Source organism: Streptomyces sp. NPDC094143 (assembly GCF_040303825.1).
GTDB lineage: Bacteria > Actinomycetota > Actinomycetes > Streptomycetales > Streptomycetaceae > Streptomyces.
Window position 1 is genome coordinate 56,793 of sequence record NZ_JBEOTZ010000026.1, and the last position, 14,298, is coordinate 71,090.

At 73.6% G+C, this 14,298-nt stretch carries 11 protein-coding genes and 1 pseudogene; 3 read left to right on the forward strand and 9 right to left on the reverse strand.

Annotated features, from left to right (window positions below; genetic code table 11):
- Positions 1 to 35 precede the first annotated feature (35 nt).
- The gene (locus ABTZ58_RS28250) at positions 36 to 119 is read right to left on the reverse strand and encodes a putative leader peptide (RefSeq protein WP_313884353.1); all 84 of its coding nucleotides are present in this window, start codon (positions 117 to 119) and stop codon (positions 36 to 38) included.
- 124 nt (positions 120 to 243) lie between these two features.
- Here ABTZ58_RS28250 and ABTZ58_RS28255 point away from each other — a divergent pair, with 124 nt between their 5' ends.
- Both ABTZ58_RS28255 and ABTZ58_RS28260 read left to right on the forward strand, forming a co-directional pair.
- The gene (locus ABTZ58_RS28255) at positions 244 to 666 is read left to right on the forward strand and encodes a secondary thiamine-phosphate synthase enzyme YjbQ (protein WP_351362450.1); all 423 of its coding nucleotides are present in this window, start codon (positions 244 to 246) and stop codon (positions 664 to 666) included.
- Between the two features lie 351 nt (positions 667 to 1,017).
- The gene (locus tag ABTZ58_RS28260) at positions 1,018 to 2,424 is read left to right on the forward strand and encodes a cytochrome P450 (protein WP_351362453.1); all 1,407 of its coding nucleotides are present in this window, start codon (positions 1,018 to 1,020) and stop codon (positions 2,422 to 2,424) included.
- 232 nt (positions 2,425 to 2,656) lie between these two features.
- Here ABTZ58_RS28260 and ABTZ58_RS28265 read toward each other — a convergent pair whose 3' ends face one another.
- Positions 2,657 to 2,845, reverse strand: coding sequence for a response regulator (locus ABTZ58_RS28265; protein ID WP_351362456.1), 189 nt, complete (start codon positions 2,843 to 2,845; stop codon positions 2,657 to 2,659).
- A gap of 186 nt (positions 2,846 to 3,031) precedes the next feature.
- On the opposite strand from ABTZ58_RS28265, the gene ABTZ58_RS28270 reads away from it, so the two are divergent.
- Positions 3,032 to 4,513 (forward strand): MFS transporter, encoded by a 1,482-nt coding sequence (locus ABTZ58_RS28270; protein ID WP_351362614.1) that lies wholly within the window; start codon positions 3,032 to 3,034, stop codon positions 4,511 to 4,513.
- 82 nt (positions 4,514 to 4,595) lie between these two features.
- Here the strand turns inward: ABTZ58_RS28270 and ABTZ58_RS28275 are convergent, their stop codons facing one another.
- From ABTZ58_RS28275 to ABTZ58_RS28305, 7 genes and pseudogenes are all read right to left on the reverse strand, one after another.
- Complete coding sequence (locus tag ABTZ58_RS28275) at positions 4,596 to 7,502, reverse strand: ATP-binding protein (RefSeq protein ID WP_351362459.1); 2,907 nt, start codon at positions 7,500 to 7,502, stop codon at positions 4,596 to 4,598.
- A gap of 214 nt (positions 7,503 to 7,716) precedes the next feature.
- A complete protein-coding gene (locus ABTZ58_RS28280; RefSeq protein ID WP_351362462.1) occupies positions 7,717 to 8,724 on the reverse strand; it encodes a (-)-alpha-amorphene synthase in 1,008 nt (335 codons plus the stop codon).
- Entirely contained in the window at positions 8,708 to 10,096 is a 1,389-nt protein-coding gene (locus ABTZ58_RS28285) for a cytochrome P450 (protein WP_351362465.1), read from the reverse strand. Before ABTZ58_RS28285 ends, ABTZ58_RS28280 begins: the two co-directional genes overlap by 17 nt.
- 453 nt (positions 10,097 to 10,549) lie before the next feature.
- A pseudogene (locus ABTZ58_RS28290) lies at positions 10,550 to 10,723 on the reverse strand (GNAT family N-acetyltransferase); the annotation flags it as partial.
- Positions 10,720 to 11,238 (reverse strand): SRPBCC domain-containing protein, encoded by a 519-nt coding sequence (locus ABTZ58_RS28295; protein ID WP_351362468.1) that lies wholly within the window; start codon positions 11,236 to 11,238, stop codon positions 10,720 to 10,722. The gene ABTZ58_RS28295 and the pseudogene ABTZ58_RS28290, both read right to left, overlap by 4 nt.
- Before the next feature lie 9 nt (positions 11,239 to 11,247).
- A complete protein-coding gene (locus tag ABTZ58_RS28300; protein WP_351362471.1) occupies positions 11,248 to 11,685 on the reverse strand; it encodes a DUF779 domain-containing protein in 438 nt (145 codons plus the stop codon).
- A 100-nt stretch (positions 11,686 to 11,785) separates the two neighbouring features.
- Positions 11,786 to 14,206 (reverse strand): SpoIIE family protein phosphatase, encoded by a 2,421-nt coding sequence (locus tag ABTZ58_RS28305; RefSeq protein ID WP_351362474.1) that lies wholly within the window; start codon positions 14,204 to 14,206, stop codon positions 11,786 to 11,788.
- Positions 14,207 to 14,298: the final 92 nt, after the last annotated feature.

Genomic DNA, 14,298 nt, shown 5'->3' on the forward strand with positions numbered 1-14,298 from the left:
CGAAAGGAGAAGAGGGGGAAGAGGGGGGAGGGGCGTCAGCGGCCGCGGCGACACGCGGCGGAGGCCACCCGCAGCAGGTCGATGTGACCGCGCGTGGTGAGCAGGGCTGAACGCAACATGCCGCAAAACCTAGTCAGATGGCATGCGCACGGTCAACGGGCGTCTCGTCCAGTGGACCGGCGGTACCGGAACACGGCCGGCCGGGTCCGGGTGAACCCCGCCGGGTGCGTCAGGATGGAGGGTATGCCAGATGCCTTCACCACCCGAGTTCTGCACATCACCACCGGTTCCGCGGAGAGGGTCGTCGACATCACCGGCGACTGTGAGTCCTTTCTGCGCGAGGCGGCCGCCGGGCGCGACGGCCTGCTCAACGTCTTCGTCCCGCACGCGACGGCCGGCATCGCCGTGCTGGAGACCGGCGCCGGCAGCGACGACGACCTCCTGGCCGCGCTGCACACGCTGCTGCCCGCCGACGACCGCTGGCAACACCGGCACGGCAGCCCCGGCCACGGCCGCGACCACGTCCTGCCGGCCCTCGTCCCGCCGCACGCGACCCTGCCGGTCCTCGGTGGGCGGCTGGAGCTCGGGACCTGGCAGTCGGTGTGCCTGGTCGACACCAACCGGGACAACCCGGATCGCAAGGTGCGGCTGAGCTTCCTGGGGTGAGCGGACCCGGCCGGCCCGCCCGCTCCCCGCGCCCGAGGCGCTCGGGCGCACGGTGACGCGTGCCCGTAAGGCCCGCGTCCTCGTCGATGCGATGTGCTGACCCGGAGAGATCATTTCCGGGGCGGCGGGCAGGCGCGGGGCGTGAGTGAGGCGGATGAACGCCCGGACACCGGACCCGGCCGGCCCGCCCTGCAGAAACGCTCGCGCAGCGGGGCGGGCCCCGTGACCTCAGCCGCCCGTCACCCACCCCCCGTCGCTACCGGCGAGTCGCCCCTGGGGTAGGGTCCCCACCGTTTCCGGCTACCGACTGATGGTGTGCCGGTACAGGGCGTGTCGGAGGGTGGCAAGACGATGGACTCCCAGTGGGATGACGGCGGATCCGTGGACCTGGACGACACGCGGCTGGAGACACTGAGTCCCGAACCGCTGCTGACCCGGGACTACGAGACGCGCCCCGCGCTCGTGTACGAACGGCTGCGCAGGCAGCACGGCCCGGTCGCCCCCGTCGACCTGCTGGGCGTGCCCGCCTGGCTCGTCCTCGGCTACCGCGAGGCGCTCCAGGTGCTCCAGGACGACGACGGCTGGCCCAAGGGGCTGGAGAACTGGCGGGCCCGTTCCGAGGGCCGCGTGCCCTCCGACTGGCCGCTCCGCCCGTCCCTGGAGGTCAACCACATCCTGATCCAGGGCGGCCCCGGCTACCGGCCGCTGCGCACCGCCTGGGACGTCGCCCTCAAGCCCTTCCAGGACCCGCGCCACCCGCAGGCCAAGCGCCTGAAGTCCGCCGTCACCGCCTACGCCGACGAACTGATCACCCTGATCGGGCAGGGCGGGAAGACCGGCGTGGCCGACCTGTCCGCACAGTTCTCCCGGCCGCTGCCGCTGATGGTGGCGAGCCACCTGCTCGGTTTCCCCGGCTCCCAGGGCGACGACGCGCTGATGGACATGTGGCGCGTGCTCGACGCGGGCCCGGACGCCGAGGCCGCGCTGGAACGGCTGCTGGCGACGCTGGCCGAACTGGCCGCGCTGAAGCTGGAGAAGCCCGGCGACGACTTCCCCTCCTACCTGCTGGCCGCCCACCCCGACCTGTCGCTCGACCATCTGGCCCGCGAACTGTTCATGCTGCTCGGCATGACCTCCGACCACGTCGGCATCCTCATCTCCAACACCGTCGTGGAGGTCATCTCGGGCGAGAGCAGCGTGCGCGCCAGCCTGTCCGCCGGCATGGTCAGGGAGACCATGAACCGGGTCGTCATGCGCAAGCCGCCGCTGGTCAACTTCGTCCCGCGCTTCGCGGCCCGGGACACCCCGCTCGGCAACTACACGATCCGGGCCGGCGACCCGGTGTGGGTCTCCTCGGCCGCCGCGCACGCCGATCCGCTCTTCGCCGACCACGTCGCCTCCGGCACCACCATCAGCACCCGGGCGCACCTGTCCTGGGGGGCCGGACCCCGCCAGTGCCCGGCCCGCGAACTCGCCTCCACGGTCGCGGCGGTCGGGGCGGGGCGCGTCTTCGAGCGGTTCCACCACCTCGATCTGGCCCTGCCCGCCGACCAACTGCCCTGGCGCTCCTCCCCGTTCATGCGCGGCCTGCGCTCACTGCCCGTGCGCTACGAACTCGCCCCGACGCCCGCGCGACGGGCGGGGACGGTGGACGACCCCGCCCCCGAGGCGGCCGGGGAGGTCCTGCCCGACCCGTCCGCCCGGCAGCGCTCCTCCCTGTGGCGCTATCTCACCGGACTGATCCGCGGCGGCCGCTGACCGGGAGCAGCCGGGCGGAACGCCCATCCGGCACCGACGTTCCTCCCGGGTCCCCGGTACGGCCTCACGCCGTACGCGTGACGAACGGCGCTGGTCCGCGCCGCTCCGGCTCTGAGCTGCTCGGGCCGGCTCCCGGAACAGGGGCGTGAGGGCCCACGAAGGCCGGGCAGTTACACCCTCGATGACCCGCCCGGCCGTCCTCTGCCAGGGGGCGATCCGGGCCCGGCAGGGCTCACACCCAGCCGGACCCGGTGGCGGAGTCCACGTCGATCACGGCCACGTCGGGCCGGCACGCCAGGGCACGCGCCACCACGTCGCCGTCGGTCTCGGCGACGACCTCGATGTCGTCCTCACGGGACAGCAGCGCGGCGCACGCTCCCCGCACGAGACGGGTGTGCTGGACGAGCGAAACGCGGATCACGATCGGGTTTTCACCGCCCGCCCGAAGGCCGCCCCCGAGCGGGCGCGACCGGCGCGCCGGACGGCACGAGTGGTGAGGTCCGGGAGGCGGGCGTACCGTCGAACGGTGGACACCGCAGGCAGCAGCCCGCAGCCGGCCGCACCACGGACGACCGCCACCAGGGAACCCGGTGGCGGCGGGAACGCGATGGCGCTGTTCGTCATCGCCTCCTGCCAGTTGATGGTGGTCCTCGACATCACCATCGTGAACATCGCGCTCCCGCACATCCAGAGCTCGCTGGACTTCTCCACCACGAGCCTGTCGTGGGTGGTGAACGCCTACACGCTCACCTTCGGCGGACTGCTGCTGCTCGGCGGCCGGGCCGGCGACATCCTGGGCCGGCGGCGCGTGTTCATCTTCGGCGTGCTCCTCTTCGTACTGGCCTCACTGCTCGGCGGGTTCGCCCAGAACTCCGGCCAACTCCTCGCCGCCCGCGCCCTGCAGGGTGTCGGCGGCGCCATCGCCTCCCCGACGTCCCTCGCCCTGATCAGCACCACCTTCCGCGAGGGCCCGGAACGCAACCGCGCCTTCGGGGTGTTCGCCGCGGTCTCGGCGGGCGGCGGCGCCATCGGCCTGCTCGCCGGCGGAATGCTGGTGGAGTGGCTGAACTGGCGGTGGGTGCTGTTCGTCAACGTGCCCATCGGCCTGCTCATCGTGCTCGCCACACCCAAGTGGATCCGGGAGTCCGAGCGCCACCCCGGGCGCTTCGACATCACCGGCGCGGTCACCTCCACCGCGGGCATGGTGCTGCTGGTCTACGGGTTCATCCGGGCCGCGCAGGAGGGCTGGCGCGACGCGCTCACCCTGGCCTCGTTCGCCGGGGCCGTGGTGCTGCTGGTGGCCTTCATCCTGATCGAGCGGCGCTCCAGACAGCCCATCACCCCCCTGCACATGTTCGCCGACCGCAACCGCGCGGGCACCTACGGCATCATGCTGTGCCTCGCCGCCGCGATCTTCGGCATGTTCTTCTTCCTGACGCTCTTCGTGCAGAACGTGCTGGGGTTCAGCCCGCTGGCGGCCGGCCTCGCGTTCCTGCCGGTCAGCGCGGTCATCGCCGTCGGCGCCGGACTGGCCTCGCGGTTCCTGCCCGTGTACGGGCCCAAGCCCTTCATGGTGCTCGGCGCGATCCTGGCGGCGGCCGGACTGGCCTGGCTCACCCTGACCGACGTGCACTCCACCTACGCCGGCAGCGTCCTCGGACCCATGCTCGTCTTCAGCCTCGGCATGGGCATGGAGTTCGTGTCGCTGACCCTCATGGCGCTCTCCGACGTGCCCACCCCGGAGACCGGCGCGGCCTCCGGCCTCCTGAACGCCACCCAGCAGGTCGGTGGCTCCCTCGGCCTGTCCATCCTGGTGACGATGTACGGCACGGCCAGCACCAACGAGGCCGACAGGCAGGTCCCGGACTTCCTCCGGCAGGCCACCCCGGCCGAACGCCTGCGGTTCGAACGCACCGGGCAACTGCCCAAACCCTGGTCGGACGAGATCCTCACCGCCGGTGTCTCGGCCGCCTTCATCGTGGCGGCGATCTTCACCGCCGTCGCCGCGGTGATCGCCCTGCTCGTCATCCAGGTCCGCCCCTCCGACCTGGAGCGCCTCAAGGGCGGGGCGGGCCCCGGCCCGATGTGAGGCACGCGCGGCTTCCGGGAGCAGATGGGGCACCGGGCCCGGCACAACGTGCGACCGCGCTGAGCGGCGGAGCCAGGTCGCGTCAGCGCCCCGTGCGGGGGCAGGCCGCCAGGGCGTCGGCCAGGCCCGTCGCGTCCGTGCCGAGCTTGCGGAAGACCGACGACAACTGCTGGCGTACCCCCTGCTCGGTGATCCGAAGGTCCTTCGCGACCACGGAGGCCGGGTGGCCCTGGACCGTCAGCTCGGCCGCCCTGCGTTCCTGCGCCGTGAGCATGTCCGTGTGGGCGTAGCGCAGGGGGAGCGGGCGGAGCCCGGCGGCGGAGAGCTCCCGCCTGGCCCGTGCGGCCAGCCCCTCGGCGCCGCAGTGCACCGCGCCCTCCAGACCTTGGTAGAGCCGGTCGGCGGCGTCGTGCAGACGGCCGTTGCGGGCCAGCGCGGCGCCGTGGCCGACCAGGGCACGGGCCAGCTCGTACGCGGCCGGGGAGCGCTGCAGATGGTCGACGGCCTGCGCGTGCAGGTCGAGCGCCGCCTCACCGCCCGTCACCTCCGCCTGGGCGTGCAGCGCCTGGCCGATCGCCGAGGCCGCGCCGAAGTCCCGGGCCCGCTTCACGGCGTCCCGCGCGTGGTGCACGGCCCGGTCCGGAGCACGGCGGTACAGGGCCTTCGCCAGACCCAGCTGCCACGGGCACCAGGCGGGGTTGCGCCAGTCCCGGCCCTCCAGCCACTCGCCCACGGCGGACAGCAGGGCGGCCGCCTCGTCGGGCCGGTCCTCCGCCAGGAGCAGCTCGGCGTAGACCGTGCGCGGGTCGGGATAGATGACGGCGTTCGGGATGATGTCCCCGTAGCGGTACTTGTCGGCGAGCCGGCGCGCCGCCACCACCCGGCCGCGGGCCAGCAGGGTCTGGATCAGGATGCCGATGGCGAACCACTGGGCGGGTACGGCCCCTTCCACCCGGTCGGCGATGTCCAGCCCCTCCCGGACCAGGTTCTCGGCCTCGGCGAGGCTGCCCCGCCGGTAGCGGATGTAGGCGGACAGGGTCTGGCCCAGGGCCAGGTGGGAGCCGCGCCAGCCCTTGGACTCGCACTCGGCCACGCCCTTGGCGAACAGCTCCTCGGCCCGTCGCGGCTGGTCGCAGTACATGAACACCAGGGCGACCGAGACCGGCACCTCGAAGCCGCGGTTCTCATGGGTCCAGCTCAGGCCGCCGTCCAGGGCCTTCTCGGCGTACGCGAGGGCCTTCTGCCGGGGCTCGCCGCACATCATGGCGTCCCACGCCCGCAGCCCGAGGATGTAGCGCTCCTCCAGCCGGCGGCCGGTCAGGCGGTCGGCCAGCCGGGCGAGCCTGCGCGAACGGCCGGCCGAGCCCTGCTCGTCGGTGCGGAACGCGCTCCAGACGAAGTGGTCGGCCTGCATCCGCAGCCGGATGCGGGGGTGGCCGGCCGCCCGCCGCGCCTCGTCGGCGGCCACCGTCGCGGCCTGAGCCATCCGGTCCGTGTGGGCCAGCGCCTGGGTCAGCCGGTACACCATCGAGGCGCGCAGCTCGGGATCGATGCCGTCCTCCGCCAGCGCCTCCCGCAGATACCTGACGGTAGCCGCGGGTTTGATGAGGAAGGTGGCGCAGGCCAGTTCGTGCAGCAGGGCGGCGCGCTCCTCGGGGAGGGGCGGCTCCTGCAGCGCGCGGTCCAGCAGCCGCCGGGCCGCCTCCGGGGCGCCGGAGTGCAGATACTCCCGCGCGGCCTGCCGCAGACAGGCGATGGCCTCGGCACTGCCCTCGCAGGGGACCTCCAGCAGGTGCCGGGCCGCCGCCGTGGGGCCGAGTCCGGCCGCGCGGACGGCCTCGGCGGCCGAGTTGTGCATGCCCTCCCGCAGGCTCGTCCCGATGGCCCGGTAGATCGTGGTGGCGATGGTCGGATGGACGAACTCCAGGCGGCCGCCGGGCCCGTCGCCGTCGGTCAGGATGCGGGCGGCGCGCAGTCTGTCCGCAGCCTCGGCCGCCGCCGTGCTGCCGATCGCCGCGATGCGGGCGGCCAGCTCCTGCGAGATGGCCTGGCCCAGCACGGCGGCCGCGTAGGCGAACCGGACGGTCGTGGTGCCGAACCCGTGGAGGCGCTCGATCAGTCCCGGCCCCGTCACGGCGGCGGCCAGGTCGCGCATGAGGGGCAGGTCCTCGCCGGTGCCGCGCAGACGGTGCTCGCCGAGCCTGATGGCCAGTTCGACGGCCTCGAACGGGCTCCCTCCGGTGACCTCCCAGCACTCCTCGCAGAACCCGTCCTCGGCCTGCTCGCCCACTTCGTCCCGGACGATCCGCGCCACTGCCGTGGCGCTTAGCGGTACCAGGGCGAAAGGCCGGTTGCCCGTCTCGGGGGTGCCGAAGGAGTCCGCCTCCGGCGGCAGTTCGTCGGGCCGGTAGGCGACCACCATCAGCAGGGACAGGTCCACGGCCCGGGGAGCGAACGAGGAGAGCCAGGTCAGCGACTCGACGTCGGCCCAGTGCAGGTCGTCCAGGAGGAGGACCACGGGTGCCTTCTTGACCGCCAGACGCGTCATCACCCAGTCCAGGCCGTCACGCACCCCGGTCGGGTCCGGCGCGTGGCCGCTCGGTGTCGCCACCAGGCCGAGCGCGGCGGCGACGATGTCGTACCAACTGCCCAGGAAGGTACGGAGCTCCGTCTCGTCCATGGTCGCCAGCGCGGGCTGCACGAGCTGGCGCACCACGTGGAACGCCAGCTCCTGCTCGTTCTCGCCGCCCCGGCCCGACAGCACGGTGAAGCCCCGGGCGCGGGCCCGCGTACGGGCCTCGGTCAGCAGGGCGGTCTTGCCCACCCCGGCCGGGCCGGTGAAGGCGAGCAGCCCGCCGCGCGGCGCCTGGGGCACGCCGTCGGCGCTGTCCCGCAGGGCCGCCAGCGCCGAGTCGAGGGCCCGCAGCTCCCGGCGGCGTTCGAGCAACGGCCGGGACTCGGGCGGGGGTTGCCGCAGCTCGTTCGCCATGTGCCGTACCGCTTCCTGTCGTCGGCCATCGGAGGCAGCGCAGAGCGTACGCCTCCCGGTGGGACACCCGACCGGATTCCGGAACGAGCACGACGAAGAAGGGTGAATGGCCCGCTGCCGCGGAGTGGAGCGCGGACCGCGTGGGTAACGTGGTTCGAATGGGTGCCTGCCGGCCCGGCCGGAAGGGAGCCTTCCGGCCGGCCGGCGGCCGTCCTCACTCCAGGGCCGCGGCCGTCCCCGCGTCCGCGTACCGCGGCACGGTGCGGGACCAGTAGTAACACCCGCGGATCCAGCCGGCCATGCCTTCCACGTAGCCGACGCCCGAAGGGCTCAACTCCGGTGCGATCTCCTCGTACAGCCTCTCGAACTCCCTGATGGTCCGGTTGATCCGCCGGACCGCCAGGGTGACGGCCACCGGCAGGGGACACTGGTGCGCCCGCTGGTAGGCGAGGGCCAGGTTGATCAGCTCGCCCGCCCGTTGCTCCTTGACCGCGGAGAAGAGGTCGGGGATCCACACCGCGGCGTCGGCCGACAGCCGGCTCAGGTGCCGCATCAGCGGGTGGTGCAGCTCCCCGTCGGTCAGCTCGCACGGCTGCGCCGCCTCGCACAGCGGGTAGAACGGCTCGACGCCCGCGGTGAGGGACCGTATCGAGGTGCAGATCCCGGACCGCAGGGGCGAGGGATGGGTCTGGGCCACCGCTTCGTAGAGCAGGCCGTGCACGTACTCGCGGCTCCTGTCCGCCCAGCGCGCGGCCTGGGCGGGGGTGCACCGTTCGCGCACCTGCCGGTGGAGGTCCGCCAGGGCCGCTCCCAGCGGGGTGCTCGGCGCCGCGCCGTCCCGCAGGATCGCGATGCTCTCGCACAGCATGGGCAGCAGCTCGCCGGGGCGGTGCCGCCCGACCTCCTCCGCGCGGTCGTCGTAGACGAACTGGTAGGCGATCTGCCGGGCGACGAGCCGGAGGATCTTCGCGTCGGCGTCCGGGCTGTTGTAGGAGGCGAGCTCGGCGGGACGGGTGAGGGAGATCATCGCCGTGACCCCGGGTTCGCCGCCCAGACCGGTCGCGCGCAGCCAGTGGTCGACGTCGGCGGCGGCCTCGGACTCGAGCGGGTTCCGCCGGAACGGGAAGGGCATGTGCAGCTGGGTGTCGATCAGCTCCACCAGGGTGGCGGCCGGCATGCCGCCCGGCGCGACGGCCTCGGCGTCCTCATGCGTGGTGGACATCCTGGTCACCGTCCCTCCGGGTGTCTCCCGCCTCCGCGGGCACGGCGGGGACTGACGGCGCCTGGGCGGCGGCCCGGGGCGAGGCGCCGCCCGGTGCGTCCGCCCGCGGTTCGCAGATCATCGTCAGGGACCGCGGCCCCAGCGTCGCCCCGGGCCGCGTGGGAGCGACGGGCCCCGGCGGATGGCGCAGCCGCCAGCGGCCGGCGAGGGTGGCGAGGGCCACCGTCATCTCGGCCATGGAGAACAGGTCGCCGATGCACTTGCGGCTGCCCGCGGAGAACGGGATCAGGGCCCCGTGCGGACCGGCCGCCGCCTCGCCCTCCAGCCAGCGTTCGGGCAGGAACCGCTCCGGCTCGGGGAACGACGCCGCGTCATGGTGCAGCAGGTAGGGGCTGTACAGGACGGTGGTGCCGCGTGGCAGTCGGCGTCCGGCGAGCTGCGTCTCCCGGGTCGTGACCCGGGTGAAGAGCCAGCCGGGCGGTGAGTGGCGCAGCGTCTCGGTGAGGACGGCCCGGGTGTAGACCAGGCGCGGCAGGTCACCGGCCTCCGGCAACCGCCCGGCGAGGACGGAGTCCACCTCCGCGTGCAGCCGGCGCTCCACCTCCGGGTGCCGGGCCAGCAGGCCGACGGTGGAGGCGAGGCACATCGAAGGGCTCTCGGAGCCGGTCAGCAGCAGGGACACCAACTGGTCGTGGACCTCCTGGTCGGTGACCGGCGCCTGCTCGTCGTCCTGGTCCGTGGCCGCGAGCAGGAGTCCCAGCAGATCGTCGCGGGGGGCTCCCCGGCGGCGCTCCGTGATCGCGGCGTCGACGAGCTCGTGGGTCCGCTCCACCGCGCGCCGGTAACGGCGGTTGGCGGGAGTGGGAAGGCGGAACAGCACGTCGATGGGTACGACGGTGCGGACGAACAGACCGCGGACGATGGCGGCGAGACAGCGCCGCACCTCGTCCGTGGCGGCCGGGCCGAGCGCGTCGGACAACAGGACGCGGCTGACCAGCCGCGTCGTCAGGCCCAGCATGGCCGCGCTGACGTCGACCCGCTGCCCGCCCCGCCAGTCCCGGCACAGTGACGCCGTCTCCTCGGCCATCAGGTCCGTGTGCCCGGCGACGGCGGCCGGACGGAAGGTGGGTTGCAGCAGCCGGCGCTGCCTGCGGTGCTCGCTGTGCGGGCAGGTGACGACCCCGCCGCCCATCAGGGTCCGCAGCCGCTCGTACTGCGGGCCGCCCTTGTCGAACGTGCGGGTGTCCCGGAGCATCCTGTGGACCAGTTCCGGGTGACACACCATCCACGCCCGCTGAGGACCGAGGCGTATCTCGACCAGATCGCCCTGCGCGGGGAGAGAATGCAGAAACTCCAGCGGCCGGCGGAACAAGGCGATACCGTGGCCGATGGATGGGAATATGCCTGGAGCAGTACCAACCGTCCATGCCTGTTCCGGGTTCGGAACGCAGCCGTTCATCGAATGCCACCTGCTTCGGTCGGCCAGAAATATAGAGTGCCGCTGCACCTGCAGGGCACTTGCACCATGTCCTGCCCAGTTCAAGCTTGCCGCCGACTTGATGAACCCTTTTTCCAGGGGGGCGCACGGGTGCACACCGAAGCGCTGGGTGCATCACTTCCGAAGCGCGTTCCGCGGTTCATGAACGGTGAAAACTCTCCGACGGTGCCGGAGAACCCCCGGGAGTTCCCCCGTGCCGATCACTATCTGCGCCACCGCCATTCCCGCGTCCACCATGAAGACCCTCAGCAGTCCCACGCTTCGCCCCGCTTGCCGGCCCCGGGCGCCGGATGCCGGCCGAGGTGGAGCGGACGCCGGGCGCACCCCGACGCAGTGATCCAGCTCGGCACGCGGTCGGGCGCCACCCAGGTGGGCCCCGACCTCCGGGGAGGCGAACAGGTGGAGGAACCAGGCGCGGTCGCGGGCCTCGGACGGGCGGAGCACGAGCCGTTCGGTGCTGAGCGGGGCAGGTGGCCAGGGAAGGGGGCCGTGTTCGGTCATGGACGGCGATCCCGAGCGCGCCCGTGTCCTTGATCCGTAGGAGAGGGACTGAAGATGTCCGACTCGACGAACCGGGCGAGCTTTTCCAGGGCCGCGCGCGTGCCCGTCTCGATGCCGGCGGCGGGGACCGCGTCGGGGACGCCCTCGTGGAGCACGACGACGTCCGTGCCGCCCGTCCCGTCGTCGGTGAGCGTCCTCGTCAGGGTCATCGTGCCGCCGAGCGCGGGGTCGTCCGTCTCGAACTCCAGCACCTCGACGACCTCCCGGTCCGGCACGAGCCGCGCGAAGCGGCCGTGGTAGGTGTCGGTGCGCGCGGCCGACTTCCCCACGGCGTCCGGCGCCTCGCACGTGAGCGAGACACGGAACCCGCCGCCCTCCCGGGCCTCGAACTCGTGCACCTCGCAGGTCATCCCGTCCGGCACCCGCCACCGCGCGATCGCCTCGGCGCTGACCAGCGCCCGGTAGACCACCGCACACGGCGCGTCGACACGGCCGGAGACCCGCGTGGTGTACATGGGGCCACCCTAGGGCGCGTCCGGCCGTTGCCACCCCCCTCGCGCCTGCGTCCCGTCCGCCCCGGTCGGCAGCGGGGGTTCCGACTCGACGCGGCGCAGTTCCTCGTCCGTGAGGAGCCGGGAGCGGAGCAGGAAGCGGACGCCCTCCGGGGCCTCCAGGGAGAAGCCGCCGCCCCGGCCGGGGACGACGTCCACGGTGAGGTGGGTGTGCGACCAGTACCGGTACTGGTCCGCGCTCATCCAGAACGGGACGTCCCCGGCGACGTGCCCGAGCAGGACGTCCGAGGCGCCGACCCGGAACTCGCCGAGCGAGTAGCACATCGGGGCGCTGCCGTCGCAGCAGCCGCCGGACTGGTGGAACATCACCGGGCCGTGCGTGGCGGTCAGCCGCCGCAGCAGGTCCTCGGCGGCGGGCGTCAGTTCGACACGTGCCGTGCGTGTGGTCATGCGTTCCCTCCCGGGCCGGACCGGCAACCACCCCGACGAACGTACCTCCTCGCGGGCCGGAACGGACCGGTGCGGACGGGAGGTCCCGCCGGCGACCGCCTCACGCTCCGGCGGACAGGGGCAGCTCCGCCCAGATGGTCTTGCCCGTGACCGTCTGGCGGGTGCCCCACCGCTCGGCGAGCTGGGCGACCAGGAGCAGCCCGCGTCCGCCCTCGTCGAAGACGCGGGCCCGCCGCAGGTGCGGCGCGGTGCTGCTGCCGTCGGACACCTCGCAGATGAGGGTCGCGTCGCGGATCAGGCGCAGTTCGATGGGAGCGCCGCCGTACCGCAGCGCGTTGGTGACCAGCTCGCTGACGATCAGTTCGGTGGCGAACTCCGCCTCCACCAGGCCCCATTCGGCCAGCTGCCCGCCCGCCATCTTGCGGGCCCGGGCCACCGCCGCCGGTTCGGGCGGCAGCTCCCAGGTGCGGACCTGCCCCTCGTCGAACACGGCCGTGCGGGCCAGCATCAGCACGATGTCGTCGGCGGGCCGGCCGGCCGGCACGGCACGCAGCACCCGGTCGCAGGTCTCCTCCAGGCTGCCGGCCGGGTCGCCCAGCGCCCGGCGCAGCAGGGCGACTCCCACCTCGACGTCGTGGTCGGCCGCCTCGATCAGCCCGTCGGTGTAGAGGGCGAGCAGGCTGTTCTCCTCCAGGAGCACCTCGGCGGCCTCGAAGGGCAGCCCGCCCAGGCCGAGCGGCGGACCGGCCGGCAGGTCGAGGATGCGGACGTCGCCGCCGGGCGTGACCAGGGCGGGCGGCGGATGCCCCGCCCGGGCCATGGTGCAGCGCCGGGACACCGGGTCGTACACGGCGTACAGGCACGTGGCGCCGACCTGCCCCGACGCCTCCTCGGCCCCGCGCGCCTCCGGGCCCTCCTCCCGGTCGAGCCGGATGACGAGGTCGTCCAGCTGGGTGAGCAGCTCGTCGGGGGCGAGGTCGACGTCCGCGAGCGTGCGCACGGCGGTCCGCAGCCGGCCCATCGTCGCCGAGGCCTGGATGCCGTGGCCCACCACGTCGCCCACGACCAGGGCGACGCGGGCGCCGGAGAGCGGGATGACGTCGAACCAGTCGCCCCCGATGTCCGCTCCCGGTGCGGCCTGCGGGGCCCCGGAGCCGGTCGGCAGATAGCGGTAGGCGACCTCCATCGCCGCCAGCCGCGGGGGCCGCTCGGGCAGCAGGCTGCGCTGGAGCGCCAGCGCCGTACGGCGTTCGCGGGTGTAGCGGCGGGCGTTGTCCACGCTCACGGCCGCACGGGCGACGATCTCCTCCGCGAGCAGCAGGTCGTCCTCGCTGAACGGCTCGGGCGTCCGGTGCCGCAGGAAGTGCACCAGGCCCAGGGTCACGCCCCGGGCGCGCAGCGGCACCATCATCACCGAGTGGATCATGTGCCGGGTCATGGACTCGGCACGCGCGGGGGTCGTCGCGAGCCACTGGCGCAGCTCCGGGTCGCCCGGCCGGTGCCGGGTGGCCCGGCCCGCGGCCAGGGTCCGCAGCGGGAGCGTGCCCACCGGGTAGCGGGTCACGTCGCCGGCGGCGACCACCGACTCCGGGCAGCCCGGGAGCACCGACCGCTGCGCGGTACGCCGCACGGTGACCGGGGCGTCGGCCGGGAGCGGGCCCGGCTCCGCACCCAGCGCCACGGACTCCAGCAGGTCCACGGTGACGAAGTCCGCGAAGGCGCCGACGGCCACCTCGGCCAGCTCCTCGGCCGTCCGGGTCACGTCCAGGGTGCTCCCGATCCGCAGACTGGCCTCGTTGAGCACCGCCAGCCGCCGTCGGGCCCAGTACTGCTCCGTGGTGTCGAACACCGTCGCGGACATGCCCTGCACGGCGCCGGACTCGTCCTTCAGCGGCGCCAGGAACATCGACCAGGCGTGCGGCCGGGTCTCGCCCGGGGCCTGGCCGTTGTCCTCGTGGAAGATCATCTCGCCCGTGCGCAGCACTTCCCGCTGGAGCCGGTCGTAGGTGTCGAAGGGCGGGCTGGGCTGGATCTCCCACAGCGTCAGGCCCCGCATCTCCTCCTCGGTCCGGCCCATCACCTGCGTCATGATCTCGTTGGCGGCGACGAGCCGCGCCTGCCGGTCGTAGACCGCCACGGGCACGGGCAGCTGGGAGAGCGTGAGGTCCCACAGGGCCGTGGGCCGGTACCCGGTGCGCCGGGCCAGGTGCGCCGGGGCGCTGCCGGTCACCAGCCACAGCCGCCTGCCGTCCGCGTCCAGCAACGGCGTCCCCTGCAGCCGGACCACGATCCGGTCACCGTTCCGGTGCCGCAGCGCGACCTCGCCGGACCACGGCTGCCCGTCTGCCACGTGCCGCCGCGTGGACGAGGGGAGGGCGGCGGCCAGCAGCTCGGCGACGGGCCTGTCCACGATCTCGGCGGAGGTGTGCCCCAGCAGGCGGCGCGCCCCGTCGCTCCACACCAGGACCGCCCCGCCGGCGTCGACGACCACCGCCAGGTCCTCCGGTACGCGTCCCTCCACGGTGCCTCCGGATGTGACGCCCTCGGCTGCTCACGATGCTCCTGCCCCGATTGTCCCGCTCCTGCCCCCGCGGGGCGCGTCTGCCGACAGGG